The 25,159-nt window shown below is 61.5% G+C and carries 19 protein-coding genes and 1 tRNA gene; 12 read left to right on the plus strand and 8 right to left on the minus strand.

Annotated elements, in window-relative coordinates; all coding sequences use genetic code 11:
• Positions 1-115: 115 nt before the first annotated feature.
• Genes CK627_RS16075 through CK627_RS16085 form a run of 3 tightly spaced genes read left to right on the plus strand, consistent with a single transcriptional unit; the run spans position 116 to position 4,861 of the window.
• Positions 116-2,038 carry a PrkA family serine protein kinase gene (locus CK627_RS16075; RefSeq protein WP_005300364.1) on the plus strand — a complete coding sequence of 641 codons (1,923 nt, stop codon included), beginning with the start codon at positions 116-118 and terminating at the stop codon, positions 2,036-2,038.
• Between the two features lie 23 nt (positions 2,039-2,061).
• Positions 2,062-3,333, plus strand: coding sequence for a YeaH/YhbH family protein (locus CK627_RS16080; RefSeq protein WP_010634123.1), 1,272 nt, complete (start codon positions 2,062-2,064; stop codon positions 3,331-3,333).
• 10 nt (positions 3,334-3,343) lie between these two features.
• Entirely contained in the window at positions 3,344-4,861 is a 1,518-nt protein-coding gene (locus CK627_RS16085) for a SpoVR family protein (protein WP_005300359.1), read from the plus strand.
• A 65-nt stretch (positions 4,862-4,926) separates the two neighbouring features.
• Here CK627_RS16085 and fadR read toward each other — a convergent pair whose 3' ends face one another.
• Positions 4,927-5,640, minus strand: a complete 714-nt coding sequence (gene fadR, locus CK627_RS16090; RefSeq protein WP_005300356.1) for a fatty acid metabolism transcriptional regulator FadR — start codon at positions 5,638-5,640, stop codon at positions 4,927-4,929.
• Positions 5,641-5,973: 333 nt separating this feature from the next.
• On the opposite strand from fadR, the gene nhaB reads away from it, so the two are divergent.
• Together nhaB and dsbB are read left to right on the plus strand one after the other, a co-directional pair.
• Positions 5,974-7,554, plus strand: coding sequence for a Na(+)/H(+) antiporter NhaB (gene nhaB / locus CK627_RS16095; protein WP_005300353.1), 1,581 nt, complete (start codon positions 5,974-5,976; stop codon positions 7,552-7,554).
• A gap of 86 nt (positions 7,555-7,640) precedes the next feature.
• Positions 7,641-8,162, plus strand: coding sequence for a disulfide bond formation protein DsbB (gene dsbB / locus CK627_RS16100; RefSeq protein WP_005300350.1), 522 nt, complete (start codon positions 7,641-7,643; stop codon positions 8,160-8,162).
• 254 nt (positions 8,163-8,416) lie between these two features.
• On the opposite strand, the gene CK627_RS16105 is transcribed toward dsbB, so the two are convergent.
• From CK627_RS16105 to uvrB, 3 genes are all read right to left on the minus strand, one after another.
• Positions 8,417-9,070, minus strand: coding sequence for a DedA family protein (locus CK627_RS16105; RefSeq protein WP_017765434.1), 654 nt, complete (start codon positions 9,068-9,070; stop codon positions 8,417-8,419).
• A gap of 166 nt (positions 9,071-9,236) precedes the next feature.
• Entirely contained in the window at positions 9,237-9,494 is a 258-nt protein-coding gene (locus CK627_RS16110) for a YkvA family protein (RefSeq protein ID WP_095592851.1), read from the minus strand.
• Positions 9,491-11,503 (minus strand): excinuclease ABC subunit UvrB, encoded by a 2,013-nt coding sequence (gene uvrB, locus CK627_RS16115; RefSeq protein ID WP_095592852.1) that lies wholly within the window; start codon positions 11,501-11,503, stop codon positions 9,491-9,493. Before uvrB ends, CK627_RS16110 begins: the two co-directional genes overlap by 4 nt.
• 136 nt (positions 11,504-11,639) lie before the next feature.
• On the opposite strand from uvrB, the gene CK627_RS16120 reads away from it, so the two are divergent.
• The 6 genes from CK627_RS16120 to CK627_RS16150 all read left to right on the plus strand — a co-directional run bounded on the left by CK627_RS16120 (position 11,640) and on the right by CK627_RS16150 (position 19,145).
• Positions 11,640-11,715 (plus strand) — tRNA-Asn (locus tag CK627_RS16120).
• A 774-nt stretch (positions 11,716-12,489) separates the two neighbouring features.
• Entirely contained in the window at positions 12,490-14,175 is a 1,686-nt protein-coding gene (locus tag CK627_RS16130) for an aspartate:alanine antiporter (protein WP_010634129.1), read from the plus strand.
• Between the two features lie 197 nt (positions 14,176-14,372).
• Complete coding sequence (locus CK627_RS16135; protein ID WP_095592854.1) at positions 14,373-15,887, plus strand: MltF family protein; 1,515 nt, start codon at positions 14,373-14,375, stop codon at positions 15,885-15,887.
• A gap of 231 nt (positions 15,888-16,118) precedes the next feature.
• On the plus strand, positions 16,119-17,084 hold the full coding sequence (locus CK627_RS16140; RefSeq protein ID WP_005300332.1) for a tripartite tricarboxylate transporter substrate binding protein: 966 nt from the start codon (positions 16,119-16,121) through the stop codon (positions 17,082-17,084).
• Between the two features lie 57 nt (positions 17,085-17,141).
• Entirely contained in the window at positions 17,142-17,603 is a 462-nt protein-coding gene (locus CK627_RS16145; protein ID WP_095592855.1) for a tripartite tricarboxylate transporter TctB family protein, read from the plus strand.
• Positions 17,604-17,612: 9 nt separating this feature from the next.
• Positions 17,613-19,145 (plus strand): tripartite tricarboxylate transporter permease, encoded by a 1,533-nt coding sequence (locus CK627_RS16150; RefSeq protein ID WP_017765438.1) that lies wholly within the window; start codon positions 17,613-17,615, stop codon positions 19,143-19,145.
• Between the two features lie 78 nt (positions 19,146-19,223).
• Here the strand turns inward: CK627_RS16150 and CK627_RS16155 are convergent, their stop codons facing one another.
• From CK627_RS16155 to CK627_RS16170, 4 genes are all read right to left on the minus strand, one after another.
• Positions 19,224-19,889: a response regulator gene (locus CK627_RS16155; RefSeq protein ID WP_017780091.1), complete on the minus strand. Its 666-nt coding sequence runs from the start codon at positions 19,887-19,889 to the stop codon at positions 19,224-19,226.
• Positions 19,890-21,473: an ATP-binding protein gene (locus CK627_RS16160; RefSeq protein ID WP_095592856.1), complete on the minus strand. Its 1,584-nt coding sequence runs from the start codon at positions 21,471-21,473 to the stop codon at positions 19,890-19,892.
• Entirely contained in the window at positions 21,470-22,681 is a 1,212-nt protein-coding gene (locus tag CK627_RS16165; RefSeq protein WP_005300317.1) for an ROK family transcriptional regulator, read from the minus strand. Before CK627_RS16165 ends, CK627_RS16160 begins: the two co-directional genes overlap by 4 nt.
• Before the next feature lie 130 nt (positions 22,682-22,811).
• On the minus strand, positions 22,812-24,479 hold the full coding sequence (locus CK627_RS16170) for a methyl-accepting chemotaxis protein (protein WP_017785459.1): 1,668 nt from the start codon (positions 24,477-24,479) through the stop codon (positions 22,812-22,814).
• Between the two features lie 131 nt (positions 24,480-24,610).
• Between CK627_RS16170 and CK627_RS16175 the strand changes: the two genes are divergently transcribed.
• Positions 24,611-25,066, plus strand: coding sequence for a YchJ family protein (locus tag CK627_RS16175; RefSeq protein WP_080629053.1), 456 nt, complete (start codon positions 24,611-24,613; stop codon positions 25,064-25,066).
• Positions 25,067-25,159: the final 93 nt, after the last annotated feature.

A 25,159-nucleotide genomic window follows, 5' to 3' on the forward strand; every position in this document is an offset into this window, starting at 1 on the left:
AACCAATAGTTGGTGATGGATTACTGGGGGCTGTTGACTAGGCTTAATGAGGTAAACAGAACAAAAGTAGTGATCCACTCTTTTCAGGGTAAGCGACTATAACGAGGGCAAAGTTATGGGCATCTTCGAGCATTATCAACAGCGATATGAGAAAGCCAGGGAAGAGGAATACAGCATCCAGGAGTTCCTGGATATGTGTAAGCAGGACAAGTCCTGCTACGCCTCCGCCGCCGAACGTCTGCTGACCGCCATCGGTGAGCCTGAGATGGTCGACACCTCTGCCAATCCCAGACTCAGTCGTCTTTTTTCCAACCGCGTCGTGGCACGCTATCCCGCCTTCAAAGACTTCTACGGCATGGAAGAGGCCATCGAACAGATCGTCTCCTATCTCAAACACTCCGCCCAGGGGCTGGAAGAGAAGAAACAGATCCTCTATCTGCTGGGCCCGGTCGGCGGTGGTAAATCCTCGCTGGCAGAAAAACTCAAATCCCTGATGCAGAAGGTGCCTATCTATCGCATCAAGGGGTCACCGGTCAACGATCACCCCTTCTGCCTGTTCGACATTGAAGAAGATGGCGAGCTGCTGGAAAAAGAGTACGGCATCCCGCGCCGCTACCTGCGCCCTATCATGTCCCCCTGGGTCGCCAAGCGGCTGCACGAGTTTGGTGGCGACATCACCAAGTTCAAGGTGGAGAAGGTCAACCCCTCCATCCTCGACCAGATTGCCATCGCCAAGACAGAACCGGGCGATGACAACAACCAGGACATCTCCTCCCTGGTCGGCAAGGTGGACATCCGCATGCTGGAGCACTTCGCCCAGGATGACGCCGACGCTTACTCCTACTCGGGCGCGCTGTGCAAGGCGAACCAGGGGATCATGGAGTTCGTCGAGATGTTCAAGGCGCCCATCAAGGTGCTGCACCCGCTGCTGACCGCCACCCAGGAGGGGAACTACAACGGGACCGAGGGGCTCTCCGCCCTCCCCTTCGACGGAATCCTGCTGGCTCACTCCAACGAATCCGAGTGGCAGCAGTTCCGCAACAACAAGAACAACGAGGCGTTCCTCGACCGGGTCTACATCGTCAAGGTGCCTTACTGCCTGCGGGTGTCGGAAGAGGTGAAGATCTACGAGAAGCTGCTGGTCAACAGTGAGCTGACCGATGCCAAGTGTGCCCCGGGGACTCTGGAGCTGCTGGGTCAGTTCTCCGTGCTGTCGCGCCTCAAGGAGCCGGAAAACTCCAGCATCTACTCCAAGATGCGGGTCTATGATGGCGAGAGTCTCAAAGATACAGATCCCAAGGCGAAGAGTTATCAGGAGTACCGCGATTACGCCGGCGTCGACGAGGGGATGAATGGCCTCTCCACCCGCTTTGCGTTCAAGATCCTCTCCCGCGTCTTCAACTTCGATCACGCGGAAGTGGCGGCCAACCCGGTACACCTCTTCTATGTGCTGGAACAGCAGATCGAGCGCGAGCAGTTCCCGCAGGAGCTGCACGACCGCTACCTTGAATTCATCAAGGGCTATCTGACCCCGCGCTACGTGGAGTTCATCGGCAAGGAGATCCAGACCGCCTACCTCGAGTCCTACTCCGAGTACGGTCAGAACATCTTCGATCGCTACGTCACCTACGCCGATTTCTGGATCCAGGATCAGGAGTACCGTGACCCCGAGACCGGCCAGCTGTTTGACCGCGCCTCCCTCAACAGCGAGCTGGAGAAAATTGAAAAACCCGCCGGGATCAGCAACCCGAAGGATTTCCGCAACGAAATCGTCAACTTCGTGCTGCGTGCCCGCGCCAACAATGCAGGCCGTAACCCCAACTGGACCAGTTACGAGAAGCTGCGCACCGTGATCGAGAAGAAGATGTTCTCCAACACGGAAGAGCTGCTGCCGGTTATCTCCTTCAACAGCAAAACCTCGGCCGAGGAGCAGAAGAAGCACGATAACTTTGTCGAACGGATGATGGAGAAAGGCTACACCCGCAAACAGGTGCGTCTGCTCTCCGAGTGGTATCTCAGGGTACGCAAGTCATCCTGACCCTGACTGTTCAAGGGGGAGTTATGGCGCATTTTATCGACCGCAGGCTCAACGGCAAAAACAAAAGCGCTGTCAATCGGCAGCGCTTCATCCGCCGCTACAAGAAGCAGATCAAACAAGCGGTCTCTGATGCTGTCTCCAAGCGCAGCATTCAGGACGTGGATACCGGCGAGAGCATCAGCATCCCGACCAAGGACATCGGCGAGCCCCATTTCCATCAGGGGCAAGGCGGTAAACGGGAGATGGTGCACCCCGGCAACGATCAATTCGTCTCCGGCGACAAGATTGACCGCCCCAAGGGAGGAGGTGGCGGTCAGGGCTCCGGCGAGGGGCAGGCTTCCAATCAGGGAGAGGGGGCGGACGACTTCGTCTTCCAGATCTCCAAGGATGAGTATCTGGACCTGCTGTTTGAAGATCTGGAACTGCCGAGGCTGCAAAAGACCCAGCTCAATCAGCTGATGGAAGTCAAAACCTACCGGGCGGGTTACACCTCCAACGGGGTGCCCGCCAACATCAACGTGGTGCGTTCACTGCAAAACTCGCTGGCCCGCCGCATGGCGCTGCAGGCAGGCAAGAAACGCCAACTGCACGAACTGGAGGATCGTCTCGCCCTGTTGGCCGCCGATCCCACCGAACACTTTGCGGAGATGGCCCAGCTCGAAAAAGAGATCCGCGAGCTGAAGAGACGGATCGATGCGGTGCCCTTTATCGACACCTTCGATCTCAAGTTCAACAACTTCGTCAAACGGCCCGTGCCTTCCAGCCAGGCGGTGATGTTCTGCCTGATGGACGTGTCAGGCTCCATGGATCAGGCCACCAAGGAGATGGCCAAGCGTTTCTATATCCTGCTCTATCTGTTCCTGAGCCGGACCTACAAGAACGTCGAAGTGGTCTACATCCGTCACCACACCCAGGCCAAGGAAGTGGACGAGCACGAATTTTTCTACTCCCAGGAGACGGGCGGCACCATCGTCTCCAGTGCGCTCAAGATGATGAACGACATCATCAACGAACGTTACCCCGCCAACCAGTGGAACATCTACGCGGCACAGGCGTCAGATGGTGACAACTGGGCCGACGACTCGCCGCAGTGCCGGGAGATCTTGGTGCGGGACATCATGCCGCGGGTGCGGTACTACTCCTACATCGAGATCACCACCCGTGCTCACCAGACCCTGTGGCACGAGTATGAGTCGGTCGCCAGCCAGTTCCCCCACTTCGCGATGGAGCATATTCGCAAGGTCGAGGATATCTATCCGGTATTCCGGGAGCTGTTCAAGAAGCAAGCGGCTTGAGGGAGGTCATATGGTAGAAACCGCAAGAAAAGTAGCGCCGCTGGACGATGGCCCGGACTGGAACTTCGACCTGCTGGACATTTACCATCAAGAAATAGCCCGGGTCGCCAAATTCTATCGACTGGACACCTACCCCAACCAGATAGAGGTGATCACGGCGGAGCAGATGATGGATGCCTACTCCAGCGTCGGCATGCCCATCGGTTATCAGCACTGGTCATTCGGCAAGCGCTTCATCCACACCGAGCGCAACTACAAGCGTGGCCAGATGGGGCTGGCCTACGAGATCGTCATCAACTCGGATCCCTGCATCGCCTATCTGATGGAGGAGAACACCATGCCGATGCAGGCCCTGGTGATGGCCCACGCCTGCTACGGCCACAACTCCTTCTTCAAGAACAACTACCTGTTCAAGGCCTGGACCGATGCCTCTTCCATCATCGACTATCTGCTGTTTGCCAAGAACTACATCACCGAATGTGAAGAGAAGCACGGCATCGACGCGGTGGAGAAACTGCTCGACTCCTGCCATGCACTGATGAACTTCGGGGTGGATCGTTACAAGCGGCCTCAAAAGATCTCCATGGCCGAAGAGAAGCGACGCCAGAAGGCACGGGAAGACTATCTGCAGACCCAGGTCAACGAGCTGTGGCGCACCCTGCCCAAACAGCACAAGGCCTCCGGGGTGGAAGACAGACGCTATCCGGCCGAGCCACAGGAGAACATTCTCTATTTCATCGAGAAGAATGCCCCCCTGCTGGAGCCCTGGCAGCGCGAGATAGTGCGCATCGTGCGCAAGATCAGCCAGTACTTCTACCCGCAGAAACAGACCCAGGTAATGAACGAAGGGTGGGCCACCTTCTGGCACTACACCATCCTCAACCACCTCTATGATGAGGGCAAGATAAGCGATCGCTTCATGATCGAGGTGCTGCACAGCCACACCAACGTGGTCTATCAGCCCCCCTACAACAGTCGCTACTACTCGGGGATCAACCCCTACGCCCTCGGTTTTGCCATGTTCACCGATCTGCGCCGCATCTGCGAGCACCCGACCGAGGAGGACAGATACTGGTTCCCCGACTACGCCGGCAGCAACTGGGTAGAGACGCTGCATTTCGCCATGCAGAACTTCAAGGACGAGAGCTTCATCAGCCAGTTCCTGAGTCCCAAGGTGATGCGCGACATGAAGCTGTTCGCCATCGATGACGACGATCTGAAGAACTACCTGAAGGTCTCGGCCATCCACAATGACGAAGGCTATCGTCAGGTGCGCAATACCCTGTCAGCCCAGTACAACCTGAGCAATCTGGAGCCCAACATCCAGGTCTACAACGTGGCGGTGAAGGGGGATCGCTCCCTCACCCTGCGCTATGTGCCACACAACCGGATCCCGCTGGGTGACTCCCGTCACGAGGTGCTCAAGCATCTGCACCAGCTGTGGGGCTTCGACGTGATACTGGAGCAGGACAATGGCGAACTGCCTCCCGACATCATAGGGCGCTGTCCGGAGAAGAAGCCGGTCTGATCCCCTCACCTTGCAGCCATAAAAAAACGCGCCAATCGGCGCGTTTTTCTTGCATCAGAACAGGCTCAGTTGTCGCAGAGATTGCTCGGCATGTCCTGGCGCAGGCGGGTCCAGAGTTTGCCGGACTCGATGCCGTATTGGCGCACCGTCATGAACACGGCCTCGTGATTCTTGGTCTCGGCCAGGTTAAGCAGGGTCTTGTAGTAGGCATCCGCGGTTTCACGCGCCTGCTTGTCGGAGAAGTAGTAGCGGCCAACCCGGCTGTACAGTCCTTTGAAACCGTTCAGGATCAAGGCGTAGATGGGGTTGCCCGAGGCGAACGACAGCTGATGGTGCAACCGGTAATCAAAGTCGGCATAGGCTTCGGCGCTGTTCTCCACCTCGGCGGCGCCGCGCAGGATCTCGGCGGCCTGCTCCGGGTTGTTGCGGATCGCGCCACGAATGAAGATGGTGCAGATGTTGGTACGCGCCGACAGCAGCTGAGCCACCAGATCCGGTACCTTGTCCTGATCGAGGCGAGCCAGGGTCTCCAGAATGTTGAGTCCGGAGGTCTCCCAGAAGTTGTTCACCTTGGTCGGTTTGCCATGCTGGATGGTGAGCCAGCCATCGCGGGCCAGACGCTGCAGCACTTCACGCAAGGTGGTTCGGGTCACGCCAATCAGCTCGGACAGCTCGCGCTCGGCCGGCAAGATGGATCCTGGAGGAAAGCGATTGTTCCAGATGGACTCGATGATGTATTCCTCGGCAAACCCTGCGGGGCTCTGCGCTTTTATGACCATGTAGTGACTCTGTTGTAGTACGTAAAAAAGGCTCACGAATAATAGCAAAGCAGGGAGGGCTGGCAAGCAGAAGGTCAGTCCTCTGCTCACATCAGCGGGTAATTTTGTTAAAAAAATGTATTTAAGCCGGCAATAGGTGCCAGCCAACCCCTGGCTTGCCCATAAAACCACCATACTCATGGGCAAGCGCGACTATGTTATTTATAGTTAATGCTCTTTTTGATTAAAATCATGAGGAATCAATCTGATAAGGGACAACATCCGGATGTTCTGGTCGAGCCTGTCTTGACTGCATAGACGCAGATACCAACCACAAAACAGAGACCCATTATTATGCCAATCAGCTTAGGGCAAGCCTTTGCCAGGAACTTTCTGGGCAACGCCCCCCAGTGGTACAAGGCCGCTATTCTTCTATTCCTGCTGATCAACCCGATCGCCTTTTATCTCGATCCCTTCATGGCCGGCTGGCTGCTGGTCGTCGAGTTCATTTTCACCCTGGCCATGGCCCTCAAGTGCTATCCGCTGCAACCCGGCGGCCTGCTGGCCATCGAGGCAGTGCTGATCGGCATGACCTCGGCACAGCAGGTCAAACACGAACTGGTCGCCAATATCGAAGTGCTGCTGCTGCTTGTCTTTATGGTGGCCGGCATCTACTTCATGAAGCAGCTGTTGCTCTACGTGTTCACCAAGCTGCTGATCCGGATCCGCTCCAAAACGATGCTATCCCTGGCGTTTTGTCTGGTCTCCGCCTTCCTGTCAGCCTTCCTCGATGCCCTCACCGTGATTGCCGTGGTGATCAGCGTCGCCACCGGCTTCTACGCCATCTATCACAAGGTCTCCTCCGGCAAGGAGTTTGGCCACTCCCACGATTACACCGATGATGGCACCGTCAACGAGCTCAATCGTCAGCACCTGGATGACTTTCGCGCCTTCCTGCGCAGCCTGATGATGCATGCCGCCATCGGTACTGCCCTCGGTGGCGTCTGCACCCTGGTGGGAGAGCCCCAGAACCTGATCATCGGTGAACAGGCCGGCTGGAATTTCGTCGAATTCGCCATTCGCATGTCTCCGGTCACGGTTCCGGTGTTTATCTGCGGTCTGCTGACCTGCGTCCTGGTCGAAAAGTGTCGCTGGTTTGGCTATGGCGCCAAATTGCCGGACGCGGTACGTCGCATCATGGAGGATTACAACCGTTATGAAGAGGCCGAGCGCACCGCTCAGGACAAGGCCAAGCTGATCGTGCAGGCGGTGATCGCCCTCTGGCTCATTCTGGGGCTTGCCCTGCACCTGGCGGCGGTGGGTCTCATCGGTCTGTCGGTCATCGTACTGGCCACCTCCCTCACCGGCATCACCGAAGAACACTCCCTCGGCAAGGCATTCCAGGAGGCACTGCCCTTTACCGCCCTGCTGGCCGTCTTCTTCAGCGTGGTCGCCGTCATCATCGATCAGCAGCTGTTCAAGCCGGTGATCCAATGGGTACTGGCGGCCGAGCCGGACGCCCAGCTCGCGCTCTTCTATCTGGCCAACGGCCTGCTCTCCATGGTCAGTGACAACGTCTTCGTCGGCACCGTCTACATCAACGAGGTGAAGACCGCCCTGCTCAACAATGCCATCAGCCGCGAGCAGTTTGAGCTGCTGGCGGTGGCCATCAACACCGGCACCAATCTGCCGTCGGTAGCCACCCCCAACGGCCAGGCCGCCTTCCTGTTCATGCTGACGTCGGCACTGGCGCCGCTGCTGCGCCTCTCCTACGGCCGGATGGTGTGGATGGCGCTGCCCTATACCCTGGTGCTGGGTCTGGTGGGTTTCTTCTCGGTGGAGTTTCTGCTCGGCCCGCTCACCGACTGGTACTATCAGGCCGGCTGGCTGACGCTCGACAACGCCGCGCCTGCGGTACTGTCCGCACTCTACTGAGTGCCATGAGGGCCCGCCAGGGCCCTTTCTTTTTGGCCCCTGCTCTGCTCTAATTCAGCCACTGTTTTTTCTGTGAGATCAACCAGATGATAGAGTTTCTGCGACGTATAGCCGCCCATCGCCTGGCATGGGGCCTGCTTGCAGCCTCCGCCCTGTTCCTCGAGTTGAGCGCCCTCTTCTTCCAGCACGTGCTGGGTCTGCATCCCTGCGTCATGTGCATCTATGAGCGGCTTGCCACCCTCGGGGTCCTCATGGCGGCACTGCTCGGCATGGTGGCTCCGCAGAAATGGTATGTGCGCTGGAGCGCCCTGCTGATGTGGGGCGCCAGTGCCTTCTGGGGCCTGAAACTGGCGCTCAAGCATGTGGATTATCAGGTCAACCCCTCTCCCTTCAATGTCTGCGAAGGGTTTGTCGACTTCCCGAGCTGGGCACCGCTGGATCAGTGGATCCCCTGGATGTTCTTCCCGGATGGCGACTGCAGCGAGGTCAGCTGGCAGTTCCTGAGCTTCTCCATGCCCCAGTGGCTAGTGGCCATCTTCGCCGCCTACCTGCTGGTGTTCGTGGTGGTGGCCATCGGCAACCTGGTCAAGGGGCGCTGCTGCAACTAGGTCAAGCCAGCATCATCCGTCATGAAAAAGGGAGCCAGTGGCTCCCTTTTTTATGAAGATTGCGGGCGGCGTCTTGAGCTCTGATATCGTTCTTCAACGTCTAGCTCCCCTGCCAGCCATCCTGATGACCGCCTGCTTGCTCGCCGATTGGCCTTTCCTCCAGACTCATCAATGAGCCATCAGCAATCAGAACCATGCTCAAACAAAAAAGGGAGCCTGCGGCTCCCTCTCATGACACGGCCAACAAGGCTGACTCAGGAAGCCACCTTGCCGGCGTTGAGCTTGGCTTTCACCATGCCGATCACCATGGGCAGCAGCGAGATACCGATGATGCCGAAGATGAGCAGGGTAAAGTTCTGCCGCACCACCGGCAGGTTGCCGAAGAAGTGGCCGGCATAGACGAATGAAAGGACCCACAACAGACCACCCACCAGATTGAACGCCAGGAAGCGCGGATAGGTCATGGCCCCCATGCCCGCCACGAAGGGGGCGAAGGTGCGCACTATGGGCAGGAAGCGGGTGATGATGATGGTCTTGCCGCCGTGTCTGGCGTAGAAGGCGTGGGTCTTGTCCAGATAGTCCCGCCGGAAGATCTTGGAGTCCGGGTTGCGAAACAGCTGCTCGCCGAAGAAGTGACCTATGGTGTAGTTCACCACGTTGCCGAGCACGGCAGCGATGATCAACACGGCCGCCAGGGTGTGCACGTCCAGCACGCTGCCCACGGTGAGGGCACCGGCGGCAAACAGCAGGGAGTCACCCGGCAGGAAGGGGGTGACCACCAGTCCGGTCTCGCAGAAGATGATGAGAAACAGGATGGCGTAAACCCAGATACCATAGTTTTCAAACAGCTCTTTCAGATGCACGTCAACGTGCAGGATAAAGTCGATTGCAAAGAGGATCAGATCCATTTTTCCATACTCATGATGTGAACGGCGTGGAGTCTACGCCAATGCCAGGCAGGCCACAATCGCTGTGGGCTGCCTCCTGTGCTCGCCGCTTGGCGTCGCTCGAATGAAACCGTTTATCCCGCCTCAGCCTCCCCCCGACATCGCAAACCTGTCGTGCCCTGACCGCTCAGGAGGCGCTCTCCAGATCCTTGCGCACCGGCGCCGGCAGACGGCGCTCCCAGCCCCACAGGAGGAGCAACAGCAGGGTGGCATCATCGAGCCAGCCGACCAGCGGCACCAGGTCGGGCACCAGATCCACCGGGCTGATGCCGTAGAGCAGCACCAGGATCACCAACCCCCTGGCCCACCAGGGGGTGGCAGGATGGCGAAAGCCCTGATAGAGGCGACGCAGGCGCCGCCAGATGAGCCAGCGTCTGGCGCTCATGACTCGATCAGCTCGCCGCACAGCCGCTGGATCTGATCCCGCAGCGCCGCCGCTTGTTCGAACTCCAGATCCCGCGCATGCTGGAACATCTGCTCCTCCATTCGTTTGATCTCCTTGGCGATCTCGCTGGCGGAACGGGCGTGGTACTCCCCTTGCGGCTCGGCGGCCTTGCGGCTTCCCTTGCCGGCCTTGCCCGCGGTGCGGCTGCCCCCCATGTCCATCACATCGCCGATGGACTTGTTGAGCCCCTTCGGCGTGATGCCGTGCTCCAGGTTATGGGCGTGCTGCAGGGCGCGGCGCCGCTCGGTCTCTTCAATCGCCACCTTCATGGAGTTGGTGATGGTATCCCCGTAGAGGATCACCTTGCCGTTGAGGTTGCGCGCCGCCCGGCCTATGGTCTGGATAAGCGAACGGGTGGAGCGCAGAAAGCCCTCTTTATCAGCATCCAGGATGGCCACCAGGGAGACCTCCGGCATGTCGAGGCCTTCGCGCAGCAGGTTGATGCCCACCAGCACGTCGAATTTGCCCAGACGCAGGTCGCGGATGATCTCCACCCGTTCCACGGTATCGATGTCGGAGTGCAGATAGCGCACCCGCACCTCGTGATCCGCCAGGTATTCGGTCAAGTCCTCCGCCATCCGCTTGGTGAGAGTGGTGACCAGCACCCGCTCCTCCACCGCCACCCGCTTGCGGATCTCGGAGAGCAGATCGTCCACCTGGGTGCTGACCGGCCGCACTTCCACTTCGGGGTCAAGCAGACCGGTGGGGCGCACTACCTGCTGCACCACATCGCCGCCGGATTTGTCCAGCTCGTAGGGGCCCGGGGTCGCCGAGACGAACACCGTCTGCGGCATCAGCGCCTCGAACTCGTCGAACTTGAGCGGCCGGTTGTCCAGCGCCGACGGCAGCCGGAAGCCGTACTCCACCAGGGTCTCCTTGCGGGATCTGTCCCCTTTGAACATGGCGCCGATCTGCGGCACGGTAACGTGGGATTCGTCGATGATGAGCAGGCCGTCCCCCGGCAGATAGTCAAACAGGGTGGGCGGCGGTTCACCCGGCGCGCGGCCGGAGAGGTAGCGACTGTAGTTCTCGATGCCGGAGCAGTAGCCCAGCTCCTGCATCATCTCCATGTCGAACTGGGTGCGCTGGCTGATGCGCTGCTCTTCCACCAGCTTGTTGAGGGACAACAACTGCTCGCGTCGCCCCTTGAGCTCCTCCTTGATGTGCTCGATGGCCCCCAGGATGGTCTCGCGCGGGGTGGCGTAGTGGGTCTTGGGGTAGATGGTGTAGCGCACCACCGTCTGCTCGATGGCGCCGGTCAGCGGATCGAACAGGGAGAGCCGCTCCACCTCCTCGTCAAACAGCTCCACCCGCAGGGCCAGCTTGTCCGACTCGGCGGGGTAGATGTCCATCACCTCCCCCCGCACCCGGAAGGTGCCGCGCTGGAAGGCCATGTCGTTGCGGGTGTATTGCAGCTCGGCGAGGCGGCGCAATATGTCCCGCTGGTTGATCACGTCCCCCACTTTGAGGTGCAGCATCATGCTGAGGTAGGCTTGCGGATCCCCCAGGCCGTAGATGGCCGACACCGAGGCGACGATCACCACGTCGCGCCGCTCCAGCAGCGCCTTGGTGGCCGACAGCCGCATCTGCTCGATGTGATCGTTGATGGAGGCATCCTTCTCGATGAAGGTATCGGTGGTCGGCACATAGGCCTCGGGCTGGTAGTAGTCGTAATAAGAGACGAAATACTCCACCGCGTTGTCGGGGAAGAACTCCTTCATCTCCCCATAGAGCTGGGCCGCCAGGGTCTTGTTGGGAGCCAGGATCATGGTGGGACGGTTGAGGGTCGCGATGACGTTGGCCATGGTGAAGGTCTTGCCCGAGCCGGTCACCCCGAGCAGGGTCTGATGGGCGAGGCCAGACTCGATGCCGTCGAGCAGCTGGGCGATGGCCCTTGGCTGATCCCCGGCGGGTTGAAACTGGCTGGCCAGCTTGAATAACTTGCTCATGACGACTCCCGGCAAAAAATACGCAAGAGCAGAAGTGTACTCCGAGATGGGGTGGCCTGGGTATCCACTCTGGCAGCAGAAGCGGCTATTGACCTCGAAATGCGACCTCTGTATGATGCTCCTCCTTGCCTGATGTTCCCCCGTAGTTCAGTCGGTAGAACGGCGGACTGTTAATCCGTATGTCACTGGTTCAAGTCCAGTCGGGGGAGCCAACTCCTCACCATCTCGGTGCAAGTTATCCACTTTAGTGCTTTCCTCTACCAATTTTAATGCACAAGCCGCACCCTGCGGTGACCTCTCCCTTTTTCTCCCCCATCCGCCTCGACAGCGTTTTGTTCTGCTGCGCGTAACTATTTGATTTTTATAGAAACAATCTTTATCCGGTATTTTTTGAACAGCCATTGCAGCCCAGTATTGGCGCGGGCTACAGCCTGATCACCAAGTTTCATGAACAGGGTTATCCACAGTTTCTGTGGGTAAGTAGGCCAAAGCCAATGACGGCCTAGGCTGGCAGGCCATTGCCGGCAAGGCCGGCACGTTTGACTCGCCAACCTCATTTTCTGCTGTTTTTGCCGCGCCCCCCGAATGGGTCGCCAATGCCCCCATCAGATGCTTTTTACAGATATCTTTTCGCCATCCCGCCACAGATGGGTCACCCTGCACGGGCGGGCCACGACCAACCGCCAGACTCATCCCATCCCCATCAGTCAAAAATGCTGCCTGAGAGCCAAATCGACCGACCAAACAGCAGAGCGTAAAATTTCAAGCGGCCCCCAAAGACGAGGATCACAGATAGCAGGAATCACTAATTGACAGCGGGGCTGGCAGAGGGAAATAGAGGTCATTGCCGCAGGTGCCCCCCAGTTACCCTCATGACCCCGAGGACGGTGGCGGGTTAGTACCGATTAATGCGCCTTTGACGCTTCTTTATTGGTGAGGGATCCGGCACAATGTCGGCCCCACTTTTTTCCTCGGTTTTTCCGGGCATGACCATAGATTTCGTGACACTGCTACATCAAAGCGACTCCCTGCTGCTGTTCGTGGTACTGGCCTTCGGCCTGCTGCTCGGCAAAGTCAGGGTCGGCAACTTCCAGATAGGCAACACCATAGGCGTGTTGTTCACCGCCCTGCTGTTCGGCCAGATGGGCTTCGAATTCAGCACCACCACGGAGAACGTCGGCTTCATGCTGTTCATCTTCTGCGTGGGGATCGAAGCGGGGCCGCACTTCTTCAGCGTCTTCCTGCGCGACGGCATCCACTACATCACCCTGACCCTGGTGATCCTGCTGACCGCCCTCTTCCTTACCGTGGGACTGGCCAAGTTCTTCAACCTGGGGCCGGGCATGGCCGCCGGCATCCTGGCCGGTTCGCTTACCTCGACCCCGGCGCTGGTGGGGGCCCAGGATGCCCTGCGCAGCGGCCTGCTCAACCTCCCCCATCAGACCGACATGCAGTCGGTGCTCGACAACATGGGCATCGGCTATGCCCTGACTTACCTGGTAGGACTGGTGGGCCTGATGATGGTGGTGCGCTACCTCCCCTCGCTGGCACGGCTCGACCTCAACACCGAGGCGCAGAAGATCGCCCGCGAGCGCGGTCTCTCCGACAACGAGAGCCGCAAGACCTACCTGCCCATCATCCGCGCCTACCGGGTCGGCCCCGAGCTGGCGGCCTGGATCGGGGGTCGCACCCTGCGCGAGACCGGCATCTATCCTCACACCGGCTGCTACGTGGAGCGGATCCGCCGCAACGGCATCCTGGCGAGTCCGGATGGTGACGCCGTCATCCAGGAAGGGGACGAGATCGCCCTGGTGGGCTACCCCGAGAGTCACGAGAAGCTCGACGTCAACTACCGCAACGGCAAGGAGGTGTTCGACCGCAACCTGCTTGACCTGCAGATCGTCACCGAAGAGATAGTGGTGAAGAACGACGCGGTGGTGGGTCGCCACCTGGTGGAGCTCAACCTCACCGAGAAGGGCTGCTTCCTCAACCGGGTGGTGCGCTCCCAGATCGAGATGCCGTTCGATCGCAACATCATGCTGCAAAAGGGCGACGTGCTACAGATCAGCGGCGAGAAGCAGCGGGTCAAGCTGCTGGCCAACAAGATCGGCTTCATCAGCATTCACAGCCAGACCACGGATCTGGTGGCCTTTACCACCTTCTTCGTGCTGGGTCTGCTGATTGGCTCCGTCTCCCTGGTGTTCGGCCAGCTGGAGTTTGGCCTCGGCAACGCCGTCGGCCTGCTGCTGGCGGGGATCCTGATGGGCTACCTGCGCGCCAACCACCCCACGGTGGGCTATGTGCCGCCAGGCGCCCTGCGTCTGGCCAAGGATCTCGGCCTTGCCGTCTTCATGGTGAGCACCGGCCTCAAAGCCGGTGGCGGCATCCTGGATCACCTGAGCGAAGTGGGGATGGTGGTGCTCTTCTCCGGCATGCTGGTAACCACCTTGCCGGTGCTGGTGGGCTACCTGTTCGGCGTCTGGGTGCTGAAGATGAACCCGGCCCTGCTGCTCGGTGCCATCACCGGGGCCCGTACCTGCGCCCCGGCCATGGACGTGGTGAACGAGGCGGCCAACAGCTCCATCCCGGCGCTCGGCTATGCCGGCACCTATGCGGTGGCCAACGTCATGCTGACCCTGGCAGGCTCCTTCATCATCGGCTTCTGGTTCTAGCGCCGACCAAGTGTCGTCAAAGGGGAGCCACTGAGGCTCCCCTTTTTATTCTCTGCTCTGTTCCCCACTTCCCCGCTCGCCAGCCCCTTCATCGGATAGGGCCTATGGTGCTATCCACCCCCCGCCGAGCAAACCCAATGAGCTAAAGCCCCCATCCTCCACCGCTTACACTCAATGAAACAGACGAGGGCAGTATCATGACGCGGTTATGGATCCTCCTGTGCGGACTGCTGTGTGGCCCGCTGCAGGCCGCAACGCCAGCGCAGGCCGACGCCGAGCCGGCCGCACTGACGTTCAACAGCGACCAGCTGGCCCAGCCCCAGCTTGGCGATCTCGATGCCATGCTGGCACGGCGCTCCATCCGGGTGCTCACCACCTACAACAAGACAGGTTACTTCATCGACAAGGGGATACAGCGGGGCATCACCTACGACGCCTTCATGTCGCTGGAGAAGCGGCTCAACGAACAGCTGCGCAAGCAAAAGAACCTCAAGCGCCATCTCAAGCTGCACCTGATCTTCATCCCGGTGGCACGCGAAGCCCTGCTGGATGCCCTCATCGCGGGCAAGGGTGACATCGCCGCCGCCAACCTCACCATCACGGACAAGCGCAAGGAGCAGGGCGTGGCATTCACCGCCCCCCTGCTCGACAACGTGCGGGAGCTGCTCATCTCCGGTCCCCTCTCCCCCAAGGTGGAAAGTGCCGCCGACCTGGCCGGCCAGCGCATCTACGTGAGCCCCTCCTCCAGCTACTTCGAGAGCCTCATGGCCTACAACCAGGCACGCAAGGCGGCGGGAGAGCCGCTCATCGACATTCAGCCGGCCCCCGAGGCCCTGGAGGACGAAGATCTGGTGGAGATGGTCAACGCCGGCCTGCTCCCTTTCATCGTCATGGACGAGCACAAGGCGCGCTTCTGGCAGAAGATCTTTCCCGCCATCCGGATCCATGAACAGCCGGTGTTCCGGCAAGGGGGCGTCATCGCCTGGGCGGTGCGCAAGGAGAGCCCGCAACTGCTGGCCATGCTCAACGAACAGATCAAGGCGCTGCGCGGCAAGGCGACCGGGGACGAGCTCCTCGCCCGTTATCTCAAGCAGAACAAGTTCGTCAAAAGCGCCGCCGCCGAGGCCGAGCGCAAGAAGTTTCTGCAGGTGGTGGATCTGTTTCGCGCGTATGGCGAGAAATACGAGGTGGACTGGCTGCTGATGGCAGCCCAGGGTTACCAAGAGTCGGCCCTCAACCATCAGGCGCGCAGCCACGTCGGCGCCATCGGCATCATGCAGATCATGCCCGCCACCGGCAAGGGCCTGAGGGTGGGCGACATCCGCCAGCTTGAGCCCAACATCCACGGCGGCGTCAAATACATGCGCTGGATGATCGACCACTACTATGCGGACGAGCCCATGACCGCCCTCGACAAGGCGCTATTCTCGTTCGCCTCCTACAATGCCGGCCCCGCCCGGGTGGCACGGCTGCGCACCGAGGCCAAGAAACGAGGACTGGATCCCAACGTCTGGTTTCACAACGTCGAGTACGTGGCGGCGGAGAAGATAGGGCCCGAGACCGTCACCTACGTGGGCAACATCTACAAGTACTACATCGCCTACAAGCTGGTGGTGGAGCAGTTGCAGCGCAAGCAGCAGGCGAGCGAGTCCCTCAAGCAGCAGGGAGCCAGCGGCGACCAGGTCTCCGCCGCACCCGCATCACAGGGATAAGCCAGCCCCCTCTTTCGCGAGGCTCCCCTTCCGACGGGAAGCCTCGCGCCTTTTCAGCCGGCGGCGCAGTGCAGCCTGCCCCCTTCCGGCCTGCCATGAGCGAGCAGTTCTCCCTGTCGTGACCAGAATGAACAAAATGGCCACAACAGCCTTAATAGCCATTACGGTCAGATTGTTTTCCAGTCAGACATGATTAATTAACCTTCCCGCAACAATCACAAGGAGAGCACCATGTTGCAAGGAACCTTCAAGCGCACCCTGATCGGTAGCCTGCTCGCACTGAGCTTCGGCGCCCACGCCCAGATCAACGAAGTCCACTTCCTGATCCCGGGCGGTGCCGGCGGCGGCTGGGATACCACGGCCCGCGGCACCGGTGAAGTGCTGGCCAAGTCCGGTCTGGTCAAGACCGTCTCCTATCAGAACATGTCCGCCGGTGGCGGCGCCAAGGCCATCGCCCACCTCATCGAGACCTCGGCCCAGTCCGACAAGACTCTGATGGTCAACTCCACCCCCATCATCGTCAAATCCCTCTCCAAGGAGCTGCCCCAGTCCTTCCGTGATCTGACCCCGGTGGCCGCCATCATCGCCGACTACCAGGCGCTGGCGGTCAAGGCGGACTCCCCTTATCAGAACTGGGCCCAGCTGCTGGCCGCCTACGAGGAAAACCCGGCCAAGGTGAAGATCGCCGGTGGCTCCGCCCGTGGCAGCCTGGATCACCTGGTCGCCGCCCTGACCTTCAAGAACGCCGGTGCCGACGCCAGCAAGCTGCGCTACGTCGCCTACGATGCCGGCGGCAGCGCCATGGCCGCCGTGCTGGCCGGGGAGACCCAGGCCATCTCCACCGGCTTTGGCGAGGCGATGGAAGCGGTCAAGTCGGGCCAGATGCGGATCCTCGGGGTCACTTCCGACAAGCGCCTGCCGGGGGCGGAGCAGATCCCCACCTTCAGCGAGCAGAACAATCCCACCGTCTTCGCCAACTGGCGCGGTTACTTCGCCTCCCCCACCATCAGCCCGGAGAAATCCGCCGAGTTTGCCGCCCTGCTCAAGCAGATGTACGACAAGCCGGAGTGGGAAGTGGTCCGCAGCCGCAACAGCTGGACCAACCTCTACAAGTCGGGTCCCGAGTTCACCGCCTTCCTCGACGGCCAGGAGCAGCAGATCGGCGGCCTGATGCGCGAGCTCGGCTTCATCAAGTAACCCTCGTTGTCACATCGCAGGCGGGCGCAGGCCCGCCGCTCATGTTGGAGTCAAAAGATGAACATCACCAAGGAGCGACTGGGGGGTCTGCTGTTTCTGCTGCTCTCCCTCGCCTATGGCTATTACGCCACCGAGATACCGGGCTACCCCGGCGACGAATACGAACCCTTCACCGCCAGTACCCTGCCCTATGCCCTGGCCGGGATCGGGGCGCTGCTCTCCCTGCTGCTGGTGCTCTTTCCCGGGGGTGAGCCTCTGCGCCGGGAAGAGGGGGACTGGCGCCGGGTCTTCATCCTGCTCGGGCTCATGGTCATTTACGGACTGGGGCTCACCTGGTTTGGCTTCGTGCTCTCGACCATCGCCTTCCTGAGCGTGGGCATCCGGGTACTGGGTGAGCCCAGCCTGCGCTACGGCCTGATGATCAGCGTCCCCTTCTCCATCGGTTTCTGGGCCCTGCTCACCAAGGGGCTCCACGTCTATCTGGAGCCGGGTCGCCTGTTCACCCTGCTCGGTTTCTAAGGAGTCACCATGTTAGACGGAATCTTGCAAGGACTCGGCACCGCACTGCTGCCGGTCAACCTGATGATGGTGGTGCTTGGCTGCTTCATCGGCACCTTTATCGGCATGCTGCCGGGCTTGGGCCCGGTCACCGCCATCGCCCTGATGATCCCCATCACCTATGGCCTGGATCCCTCCTCCGGCATCATCCTGATGGCCGGCGTCTATTACGGCGCCATCTTCGGGGGCTCCACCTCCTCCATCCTGATCAACGCCCCCGGCTGCTCCGCCACCGTGGTCACCGCCTTCGACGGCTATCCGCTGGCCTGTAAGGGACAGGCGGGCAAGGCGCTGGCCATCGCCGCCTACGCCTCCTTCACCGGCGGCACCCTCTCCGCCATCATGCTGATGGTGGCGGCGCCCCTGCTGGCCAAAGTCTCCCTCTCCTTCCAGTCGGCGGACTACTTCGCCCTCATGGTGCTGGGGCTCTCCGCCGTGGCGGCCTTTGCCGGCAAGGGGCAGGTGCTCAAGGCGCTGATCATGGCGCTGTTCGGCATCATGATCTCCACCATCGGCATCGACCGCAGCGTCGGGGTAGACAGGTTCACCTTCGGCCTGCCGGACCTGCGTGACGGCTTCTCCTTCCTGCTGCTGGCCATGGCCACCTTTGCTCTGGCGGAGATCCTGATGGCGGTATTGCGCCCCGGCAAGGACAACAGCGAGGAAGAGGCCAGGCAGATGCAGCAGCTCGGCAGCCTCAAGCTGAGCAAGGAGGAGGTCAGGGAGATAGCGCCCCCCATCGCCCGCTCCTCGGTGCTGGGCTTTCTCATCGGCGTGCTGCCGGGGGCCGGCGCCACCATCGCCGCCTTCATGGCCTACGGCGCCGAGCGCAACATCGCCGGCAAGCAGCGCCAGGAGCAATTCGGTCAGGGCAGCCTGCGCGGTCTGGCCGCGCCGGAAGCGGCCAACAATGCCGCCTCCACCGGCTCCTTCGTGCCCCTGCTGACCCTGGGGATCCCGGGATCCGGCACCACGGCCCTCATCCTGGGCGCCCTGGTGGCCTACGGCATCCAGCCGGGCCCGCGTCTGTTCATGGAGCATCCGGACGTCTTCTGGTCGGTGATCATCTCCATGTACCTGGGCAACGTGGTGCTGTTGATCCTGAACCTCCCCCTCATCCCCTATCTGGCCAAGGTACTGGCGGTGCCGCGCCCCGTGCTGATCCCCATGGTGCTGCTGTTCTCCCTGACCGGGGTCTATCTGGTCTCCTTCAACACCATGGACATCCACGTGATGACCCTGGTGGCACTGATCGCCATCGGCCTGCGCCTGCTCACCTTCCCCATGGCGCCCATGCTGCTCGGCTTTATCCTGGGGGGCATGCTGGAGGACAACCTGCGCCGGGCCCTGGTGATCAACGACGGCAGCCTGAGCTTCCTGTGGGAGCGCCCCATCACCCTGGCCTTCACGGTGATCACCCTGACCATGCTGCTGTTACCGCTGTGGCAGTGGTGGCAGGCGCGCCGCGCACCGGCCGCCACACTGCAATCCGAACCAAGCTGAGTTCGCGGATCCCACACAGCAAAAGAGCGCCGACAGGCGCTCTTTTTATTGGCAAGACAGGATGGGGAGTTACGCCTGTCAGGGCTGGCGATAACGCCGCTCCGGCCGGCCGACGGTGCCGTACTCCAGCTCCGGACTCGCCAGTTGCTGGCCCACCAGAAACTCCAGATAGCGGCGCGCCGTGGTGCGGCTCACCCCGACCCGGCCACCGATCTCCTCGGCGCTGGCTCCTTGCTGGGTCAAGGCCGCCAGCACCCGCTGCAGGGTGAGGCCGTCGATCCCCTTGGGCAGGCCACCCGCCGCCACCTGCTGCAACGGCGTGCCAAACAGGGCGTCCACCGCCTGCTGATCGATGTCCGCCAGGGCCGCCAAGGCGGCGCGGCTCTGGCAATATTTGTCGAGGGTGTCGCGCAGCCGCTCGAACACCACGGGTTTCAAGATGAAATCCACCACACCGAGCCGCATCGCCTCCTGCAGGGCACCGGCCTCCCGCGCCGCGGTGAGCAGGATGACGTCCAGACTGGCCCCGGCCTGGCGCAGCTCGCGCAACAGGGCAAACCCCTCGCCATCGGGCAGCCAGACATCCAGCAGCACCAGATCGGGCTTGAGGATGGCGATCTGCTCCCTGGCATCGAACAGGGTGAGCGCCACCCCCAATACTTCGAAACCTGCCAGCCGCTGCACGAAACGGCGGTGGATCTCGGCGATGGCCGGATCGTCCTCGACGATCAGGATCTTGATCACTCACACCTCCTTGGGAATATAACAGACGACGCAACTTCCCTGCGCCGTGGCTTCAATGGTGATCTGCCCCTGCAGGGCATCCAGGGTCTTGCGCACCAGAGAGAGGCCGATGCCGTGATCAGGCTCCGCCTTGCTGCTCACCCCCCGCTCGAACAGCCGATCCGCCAGCGCAGGATCGATGCCGCCGGCCCCGTCTTCCACCTCCAGAATGAGATCCTGGCCGAGATCGCTCAGGGCCACCCGCACCGGCTGGTAGGGGGCGCCGTGGCGGCGGGTCGCCTCGAAGGCATTGTCGATGAGGTTGCCCAGTACCGTCACCAGCTGGGAGCCGCTGACGCGAAGGGGGATGTCGTGCAGGCGAGAATCCGGGTCCACCTCCAGCACCAGCCCCAGCTCGTGGGCCCTGTGGTACTTGCCAAGCAGCAGGCCGGCCACCTTGGGTTTGGCGATGGCGGTCATCAGGAAGTTGAGCAGGCTCTGCTCGGTGGCCGCCTCCCGCCCGATGAAGGCGAGCGCCTCGCCGGTGGCGCCCAGCTCGATGAGCCCGGCGATGGTGCCGAGCTGGTTGTGGTGCTCGTGGGTCTGCACCCGCAGCAGATCGCTGTAGGCCTGCACCTGGGAGAGCTGGGCACTGAGCTCTTCCAGCTCGTCCTTGCGCCGAAAGCTCGACACCGCGCCGATCAGCTTGCCGTCCCGCACCAGCGGCAACCGGTTGACGATGAGGGACTGGCCGTTGAGCACTATCTCCTCGTCAAACTGGGGGCGCGGATCCTGAATGAGGGAGAGCATGCGGCTCTCCGGCAGCAGCCGGGTAACCGGCTGGCCGATGGCGGCCCGGGCGGCGGCCTCGTCCAGACGCAGCAAGCGGATACCATTGGGGTTGAGGGAGGTGAGCCGCCCCTGCTCGTCGATGGTGAGGATCCCCTCACGCACGGTGCGCAGGGTGCAGTCGAGCTCGGCATAAAGGCGGCCGATCTGCTCGGGCTCGAAGCCAAGGATGGCACGTTTGTAACGGCGGGCCAGCCAGGCGGCGGCTAGGCTGTTGAGCAGCACGATGAGCAGGGTCATGGCAAGGCCGAAGCGCAGGAACCCCTGCAGATCCGCATCGATGTCGCGCACCAGATAACCGACCGACACCACGCCGATGATCCTGCCCATCTCGTCCCGGATGGGCCCCTTGCCGCGCACCGAGACCCCGAGCGACCCTTGAGCGCGGGAGATGTAGGCCTCCCCCTGCAGGGCCCGCTCGGGATCGTCCCCCATCATGGGCTGGCCGATGCGATCCGCATTGGGGTGCACCAGGCGGCGCGCCTGCTTGTCCCCGATGACGATGTAGCTGGCGCCGACCTCGGCACGGATCCGCTCCACCAGCACATTGAGGCGGGCGGTGTCGGCCCGCTTCACCCCGGCGATGACACCGGACTCTCGCGCCACCAGTCGCGCCACGTCGAGGGCCTGATCCCCCACCTCGCGGTAGCGCTGCTCGGACACATAGTAGTAACTGGCCCCGCTCAGCAGCACCAGCTGCAGCAGACTGACCAGACAGAGCATGAGCAGGATGCGTCCTTGCAACCCCAGCCTCATGCCTCCTTGTCGCCTCGCAACAAATCGAGCAGCAGGCTGCCGTCGCGCAGGGCCTTGTGCACCTGCACCGAGGTGGGCTTGGTGGGATCTTCATAGAAGTGGGTGGATTCGATCTGCAGCCGCACCAGGTATTCGGCCGGCAGTTGGCTGGCCAGCGACTGGTGCAGCATGGGGAACAGCAGCCGATCGGCGCGGGTGATCTCCCCCCCCAGCAGCAACTTGCCCGGATTGAGCAGACAGATGAGGTTGGAGAGCACCCGGGAGAGCCGCCCCGCCGCCTGATGGAGAATGTCCTGGCAGAGGCTGTTGCCCGCCAGCGCCAGCTCGCACAGCTCGCGAATGGTGACGCTCTCGGGCAGGTCGTGCTCCTGCATCCGCTCGCGCAGATCCCGGTATTGCGCCTCCAGCGCCTGATTGGTCACCAGGGTGCAGGCACACCCGAAGCCGCCGCAGTAGCAGCGCTGACCGTAGGGTTCGAGCTGCAGATGGCTGAGATCGCCGAGCAGCGCGTTCTCGCTCTCGATAAGCTGGCCGTTGACCACCATGCCGACCCCGATGTCGTTGTGCACGAACACCAGCACCGCATCGGCGCAGTTCTTGGCGGCGCCCCACTCACGCTCGGCCTGGATCCAGGTGCGCACGTCGCCGCTCACCAGCACCGGAACCGCGAAGGCCTCCTGCAGGGTCGGGCCGAGCGGCCAGTTGCGCAGATCGTAGAAGGGAAAGTGCTTGACCATGCCGGAGTGGCGCTCCACCTGCCCGGGCAGGCAGAGGGCGATGCAGGCCAGACGCAGCGCTTTTTTGGGCAAGAAGCCCTCGATGGCCCGCACCAGGCTGGCCAGCAGGTCGGCTCGCTCCCCTTCGCTGAACACATGGCGATGGCGAGCGAGGGAGCGACCGGCCAGATCGAACAGCGCCATGTCCACATAACCGCGCCCCAGGCGCATGGAGAGAAACTGGAAGCGGCGCTCGTTGATGCGCAGCAGGGTCTGGCGGCGACCGCGCCCCACCGAGCTCTCGCCGCAGGTGACCACCAGACCGCCGTCGAGCAGCTCGCGGGTGATCTTGGTGATGCTGGCAGGCGAGAGACCAGTCAGGCGGGAGAGATCGGTACGGGACAGCTCCTTGTGCTCCTCCAGGCTGGCGTAGACCAGGCCATAGTTGAGCTGACGGATCAAATCGATACTGCCTTTCACGATCTCATTCATAGGGTAAGGGGCAACAGCTGACACAGAGGGCGACAATTTTCACACATTATTGATCAATCCCCAAATAAAGTGCGGCCTGAACCGGGGGCCAGGCCGCATCTTGTGAGGGATATCCCCTCTTGTCACCCCATCAGTAGCGGAACTGGGAGACCAGCTTGCGCAGCTTGTCCCCGGTGCTGGCGAGATCGCGGGTGGTGCTGTTGGACTCGACCGCCGCATCGGTCAGCTCGCTGACGATCTGCTGAATGGCCACCAGGTTCTTGTTGATCTCCTCGGAGACCGCATGCTGCTCCTCGGCGGCGGTGGCGATCTGGATGTTCATGTCGTTGATGGTGCTGACCGCCATCACCATGCTGTCGAGGGAGGTGGCGATGTGGCTCGCCTCCTGCACCGTCTCCTGGCTGCGATCCTCGCTCGCCTGCATCACGTCAACCGCCTGTTTCACCCCGCCCTGCAGACGCTGCAGCATCTCGTTGATCTCCTTGGTGCTCTGCTGGGTGCGACCGGCGAGCGATCGGACTTCATCCGCCACCACCGCGAAGCCGCGTCCCTGCTCGCCGGCCCGGGCCGCCTCGATGGCGGCGTTGAGCGCCAGCAGGTTGGTCTGCTCGGCAATGCCGCGAATGACCTCAACCACGGATCCTATCTTGGCGGTCTCCTGCGCCAGCTGCTCGATGACGCCGGAGGCGGTGTGCACCTCGCCCACCAGCCGGTTGATGCTGTTGATGGCGGTGCCCACCACACCGCGGGCGGCATCGGATTCGCGCGCCGCATCGCTGGTGGCGGTGGCGGCGTTGGAGGCGCTGGCCGCCACTTCCTGGGCGGTGGAGCTCATCTCGGTCACCGCGGTAACCACCTGATCCGTCTCCCGGCTGTGGCCGTGCATCTGATGGTCATAGTGCTCGCTCAGGTGGTGCAGCTTCTCCACCGCGCTGAACAGATGGTTGCTGGTCTCCCCCACCTGGCTCACCACCGACTGGATCCGTGCCACGAAACGGTTGAAGGCGGTGGCCAGCTGACCAATCTCGTCGTGGCTCTGTACCTTGAGGCGCTGGGTCAGATCCCCCTCCCCGTCGGCGATGTCGTTGAGGGCCGATACCGCGTCCGCCAGCGGCCGGGTAACCCGGTTGCCGATCACCACGGTGGCGGCCAGGGTCACCCCCAGAATGACCAGGATCAGCAGCACGCTGCTCTGCAGCGAGTCACGCATGTTGCTCTCGCGTACGGTGCGCAGCGCCGCCAGCTCGTTGTCGATGTCGTCGATATAAAAACCGGTGCCGATGATCCACTGGTACTTGTCGAGTACCAGGTTGAAGGAGAGCTTGGGGGCGTCCCGACCGATGGAGGGCTTGGCGGTCCAGTATTCGGAGAAACCATCCCCCTGGCGCGCCGCCTTGACGATCTCCTGGATCAGCAGCTTGCCCTTGGCATCCTTGTCCTGCCAGCGGTTCTTGCCCTCCATCTCGGGACGGGGCGGCAAGAGTATCGCCGTGCCCTGAAAGTCGTAGACGAAGAAGTAGCCGTCGCTGCTGTAGCGCAGTGGACGCAGCATCTCGATCACCTGCTTGCGCACCGCCGGAGTGTCCGGCTGGCTGTAGACGGCATCGATGGCCGTCTTGGCCAGCATCAGATAGCTGCTGAGTAGTTCCTTGCGATCCTTGATCGCATTCTCCCGCGCCACCACCAGATCGGCTTCCAGATCACTCTTTGCAATCATGTAGTTGCTGAGATTGACCACCAGGGCCATCAGGAGCACGGGGACGGCTCCCAACAACAGGATTTTCTGCTTTAGCGTCATCTTTTACATCCTTGCAGCTGTTTTTATGAGTGTTCCGTTCCTACCAGACCAGTATAGGATGCTGGTCGACGGGGACCCGCTTTCGCTACAATCCCCGCCCTCTATCTCTATCGACTCAGATGGCCAGTCACATGAACAAATGCCCTTGCGGTTCAACTCTTTCTCTCGATTTGTGCTGTGGATCACTGCACCAGGGGGCCGCCCCCCAGACCCCGGAGCAGCTGATGCGCTCGCGTTACAGCGCCTTCGTGCTGGGATTGGGGGAGTACCTGGTGCACAGCTGGCACCCTGACTATCTGAACGGACTGACCGCGGAGCAGCTCTCCCAGACCGACACCCAATGGGACGGGCTCGAGATCCTCGCCAGCCAGGGCGGCCCCGCTGACACCCTCGGCATGGTGGAGTTCAAGGCCTGGTTCATGGAGGGTGAAGAGCGCCACTGCCTCCATGAGCGATCCCGTTTCGTGCGCCATCAGGGGCGCTGGGTCTACACCGACGGCGAGCAGGATCCGGCGCCGCTGCGGGTGGGACGCAACGACCCCTGTCCCTGTGGCAGCGGCAAGAAGTTCAAGAAGTGCTGCGGCTGAGCGCCGTGTCGACAGAGGGGGCCCAGCGGCCCCCTCTACTGTTATTAGAGTGTGACAATAATCACGATTTGCTCATTAACACCCCCACCAATG

The organism is Aeromonas dhakensis (assembly GCF_002285935.1).
GTDB classification, from domain to species: Bacteria; Pseudomonadota; Gammaproteobacteria; order Enterobacterales; family Aeromonadaceae; genus Aeromonas; species Aeromonas dhakensis.

Excerpts from the sequence above, each read along its gene's own strand:
- CK627_RS16075 (WP_005300364.1), top strand. The coding sequence starts at position 116 with ATGGGCATCTTCGAGCATTATCAACAGCGATATGAGAAAGCCAGGGAA.
- CK627_RS16080 (WP_010634123.1), top strand. The coding sequence starts at position 2,062 with ATGGCGCATTTTATCGACCGCAGGCTCAACGGCAAAAACAAAAGCGCT.
- CK627_RS16085 (WP_005300359.1), top strand. The coding sequence starts at position 3,344 with ATGGTAGAAACCGCAAGAAAAGTAGCGCCGCTGGACGATGGCCCGGAC.
- fadR (WP_005300356.1), bottom strand. The coding sequence starts at position 5,640 with ATGGTCATAAAAGCGCAGAGCCCCGCAGGGTTTGCCGAGGAATACATC.
- nhaB (WP_005300353.1), top strand. The coding sequence starts at position 5,974 with ATGCCAATCAGCTTAGGGCAAGCCTTTGCCAGGAACTTTCTGGGCAAC.
- dsbB (WP_005300350.1), top strand. The coding sequence starts at position 7,641 with ATGATAGAGTTTCTGCGACGTATAGCCGCCCATCGCCTGGCATGGGGC.
- CK627_RS16105 (WP_017765434.1), bottom strand. The coding sequence starts at position 9,070 with ATGGATCTGATCCTCTTTGCAATCGACTTTATCCTGCACGTTGACGTG.
- CK627_RS16110 (WP_095592851.1), bottom strand. The coding sequence starts at position 9,494 with ATGAGCGCCAGACGCTGGCTCATCTGGCGGCGCCTGCGTCGCCTCTAT.
- uvrB (WP_095592852.1), bottom strand. The coding sequence starts at position 11,503 with ATGAGCAAGTTATTCAAGCTGGCCAGCCAGTTTCAACCCGCCGGGGAT.
- CK627_RS16130 (WP_010634129.1), top strand. The coding sequence starts at position 12,490 with ATGACCATAGATTTCGTGACACTGCTACATCAAAGCGACTCCCTGCTG.
- CK627_RS16135 (WP_095592854.1), top strand. The coding sequence starts at position 14,373 with ATGACGCGGTTATGGATCCTCCTGTGCGGACTGCTGTGTGGCCCGCTG.
- CK627_RS16140 (WP_005300332.1), top strand. The coding sequence starts at position 16,119 with ATGTTGCAAGGAACCTTCAAGCGCACCCTGATCGGTAGCCTGCTCGCA.
- CK627_RS16145 (WP_095592855.1), top strand. The coding sequence starts at position 17,142 with ATGAACATCACCAAGGAGCGACTGGGGGGTCTGCTGTTTCTGCTGCTC.
- CK627_RS16150 (WP_017765438.1), top strand. The coding sequence starts at position 17,613 with ATGTTAGACGGAATCTTGCAAGGACTCGGCACCGCACTGCTGCCGGTC.
- CK627_RS16160 (WP_095592856.1), bottom strand. The coding sequence starts at position 21,473 with ATGAGGCTGGGGTTGCAAGGACGCATCCTGCTCATGCTCTGTCTGGTC.
- CK627_RS16165 (WP_005300317.1), bottom strand. The coding sequence starts at position 22,681 with ATGAATGAGATCGTGAAAGGCAGTATCGATTTGATCCGTCAGCTCAAC.
- CK627_RS16170 (WP_017785459.1), bottom strand. The coding sequence starts at position 24,479 with ATGACGCTAAAGCAGAAAATCCTGTTGTTGGGAGCCGTCCCCGTGCTC.
- CK627_RS16175 (WP_080629053.1), top strand. The coding sequence starts at position 24,611 with ATGAACAAATGCCCTTGCGGTTCAACTCTTTCTCTCGATTTGTGCTGT.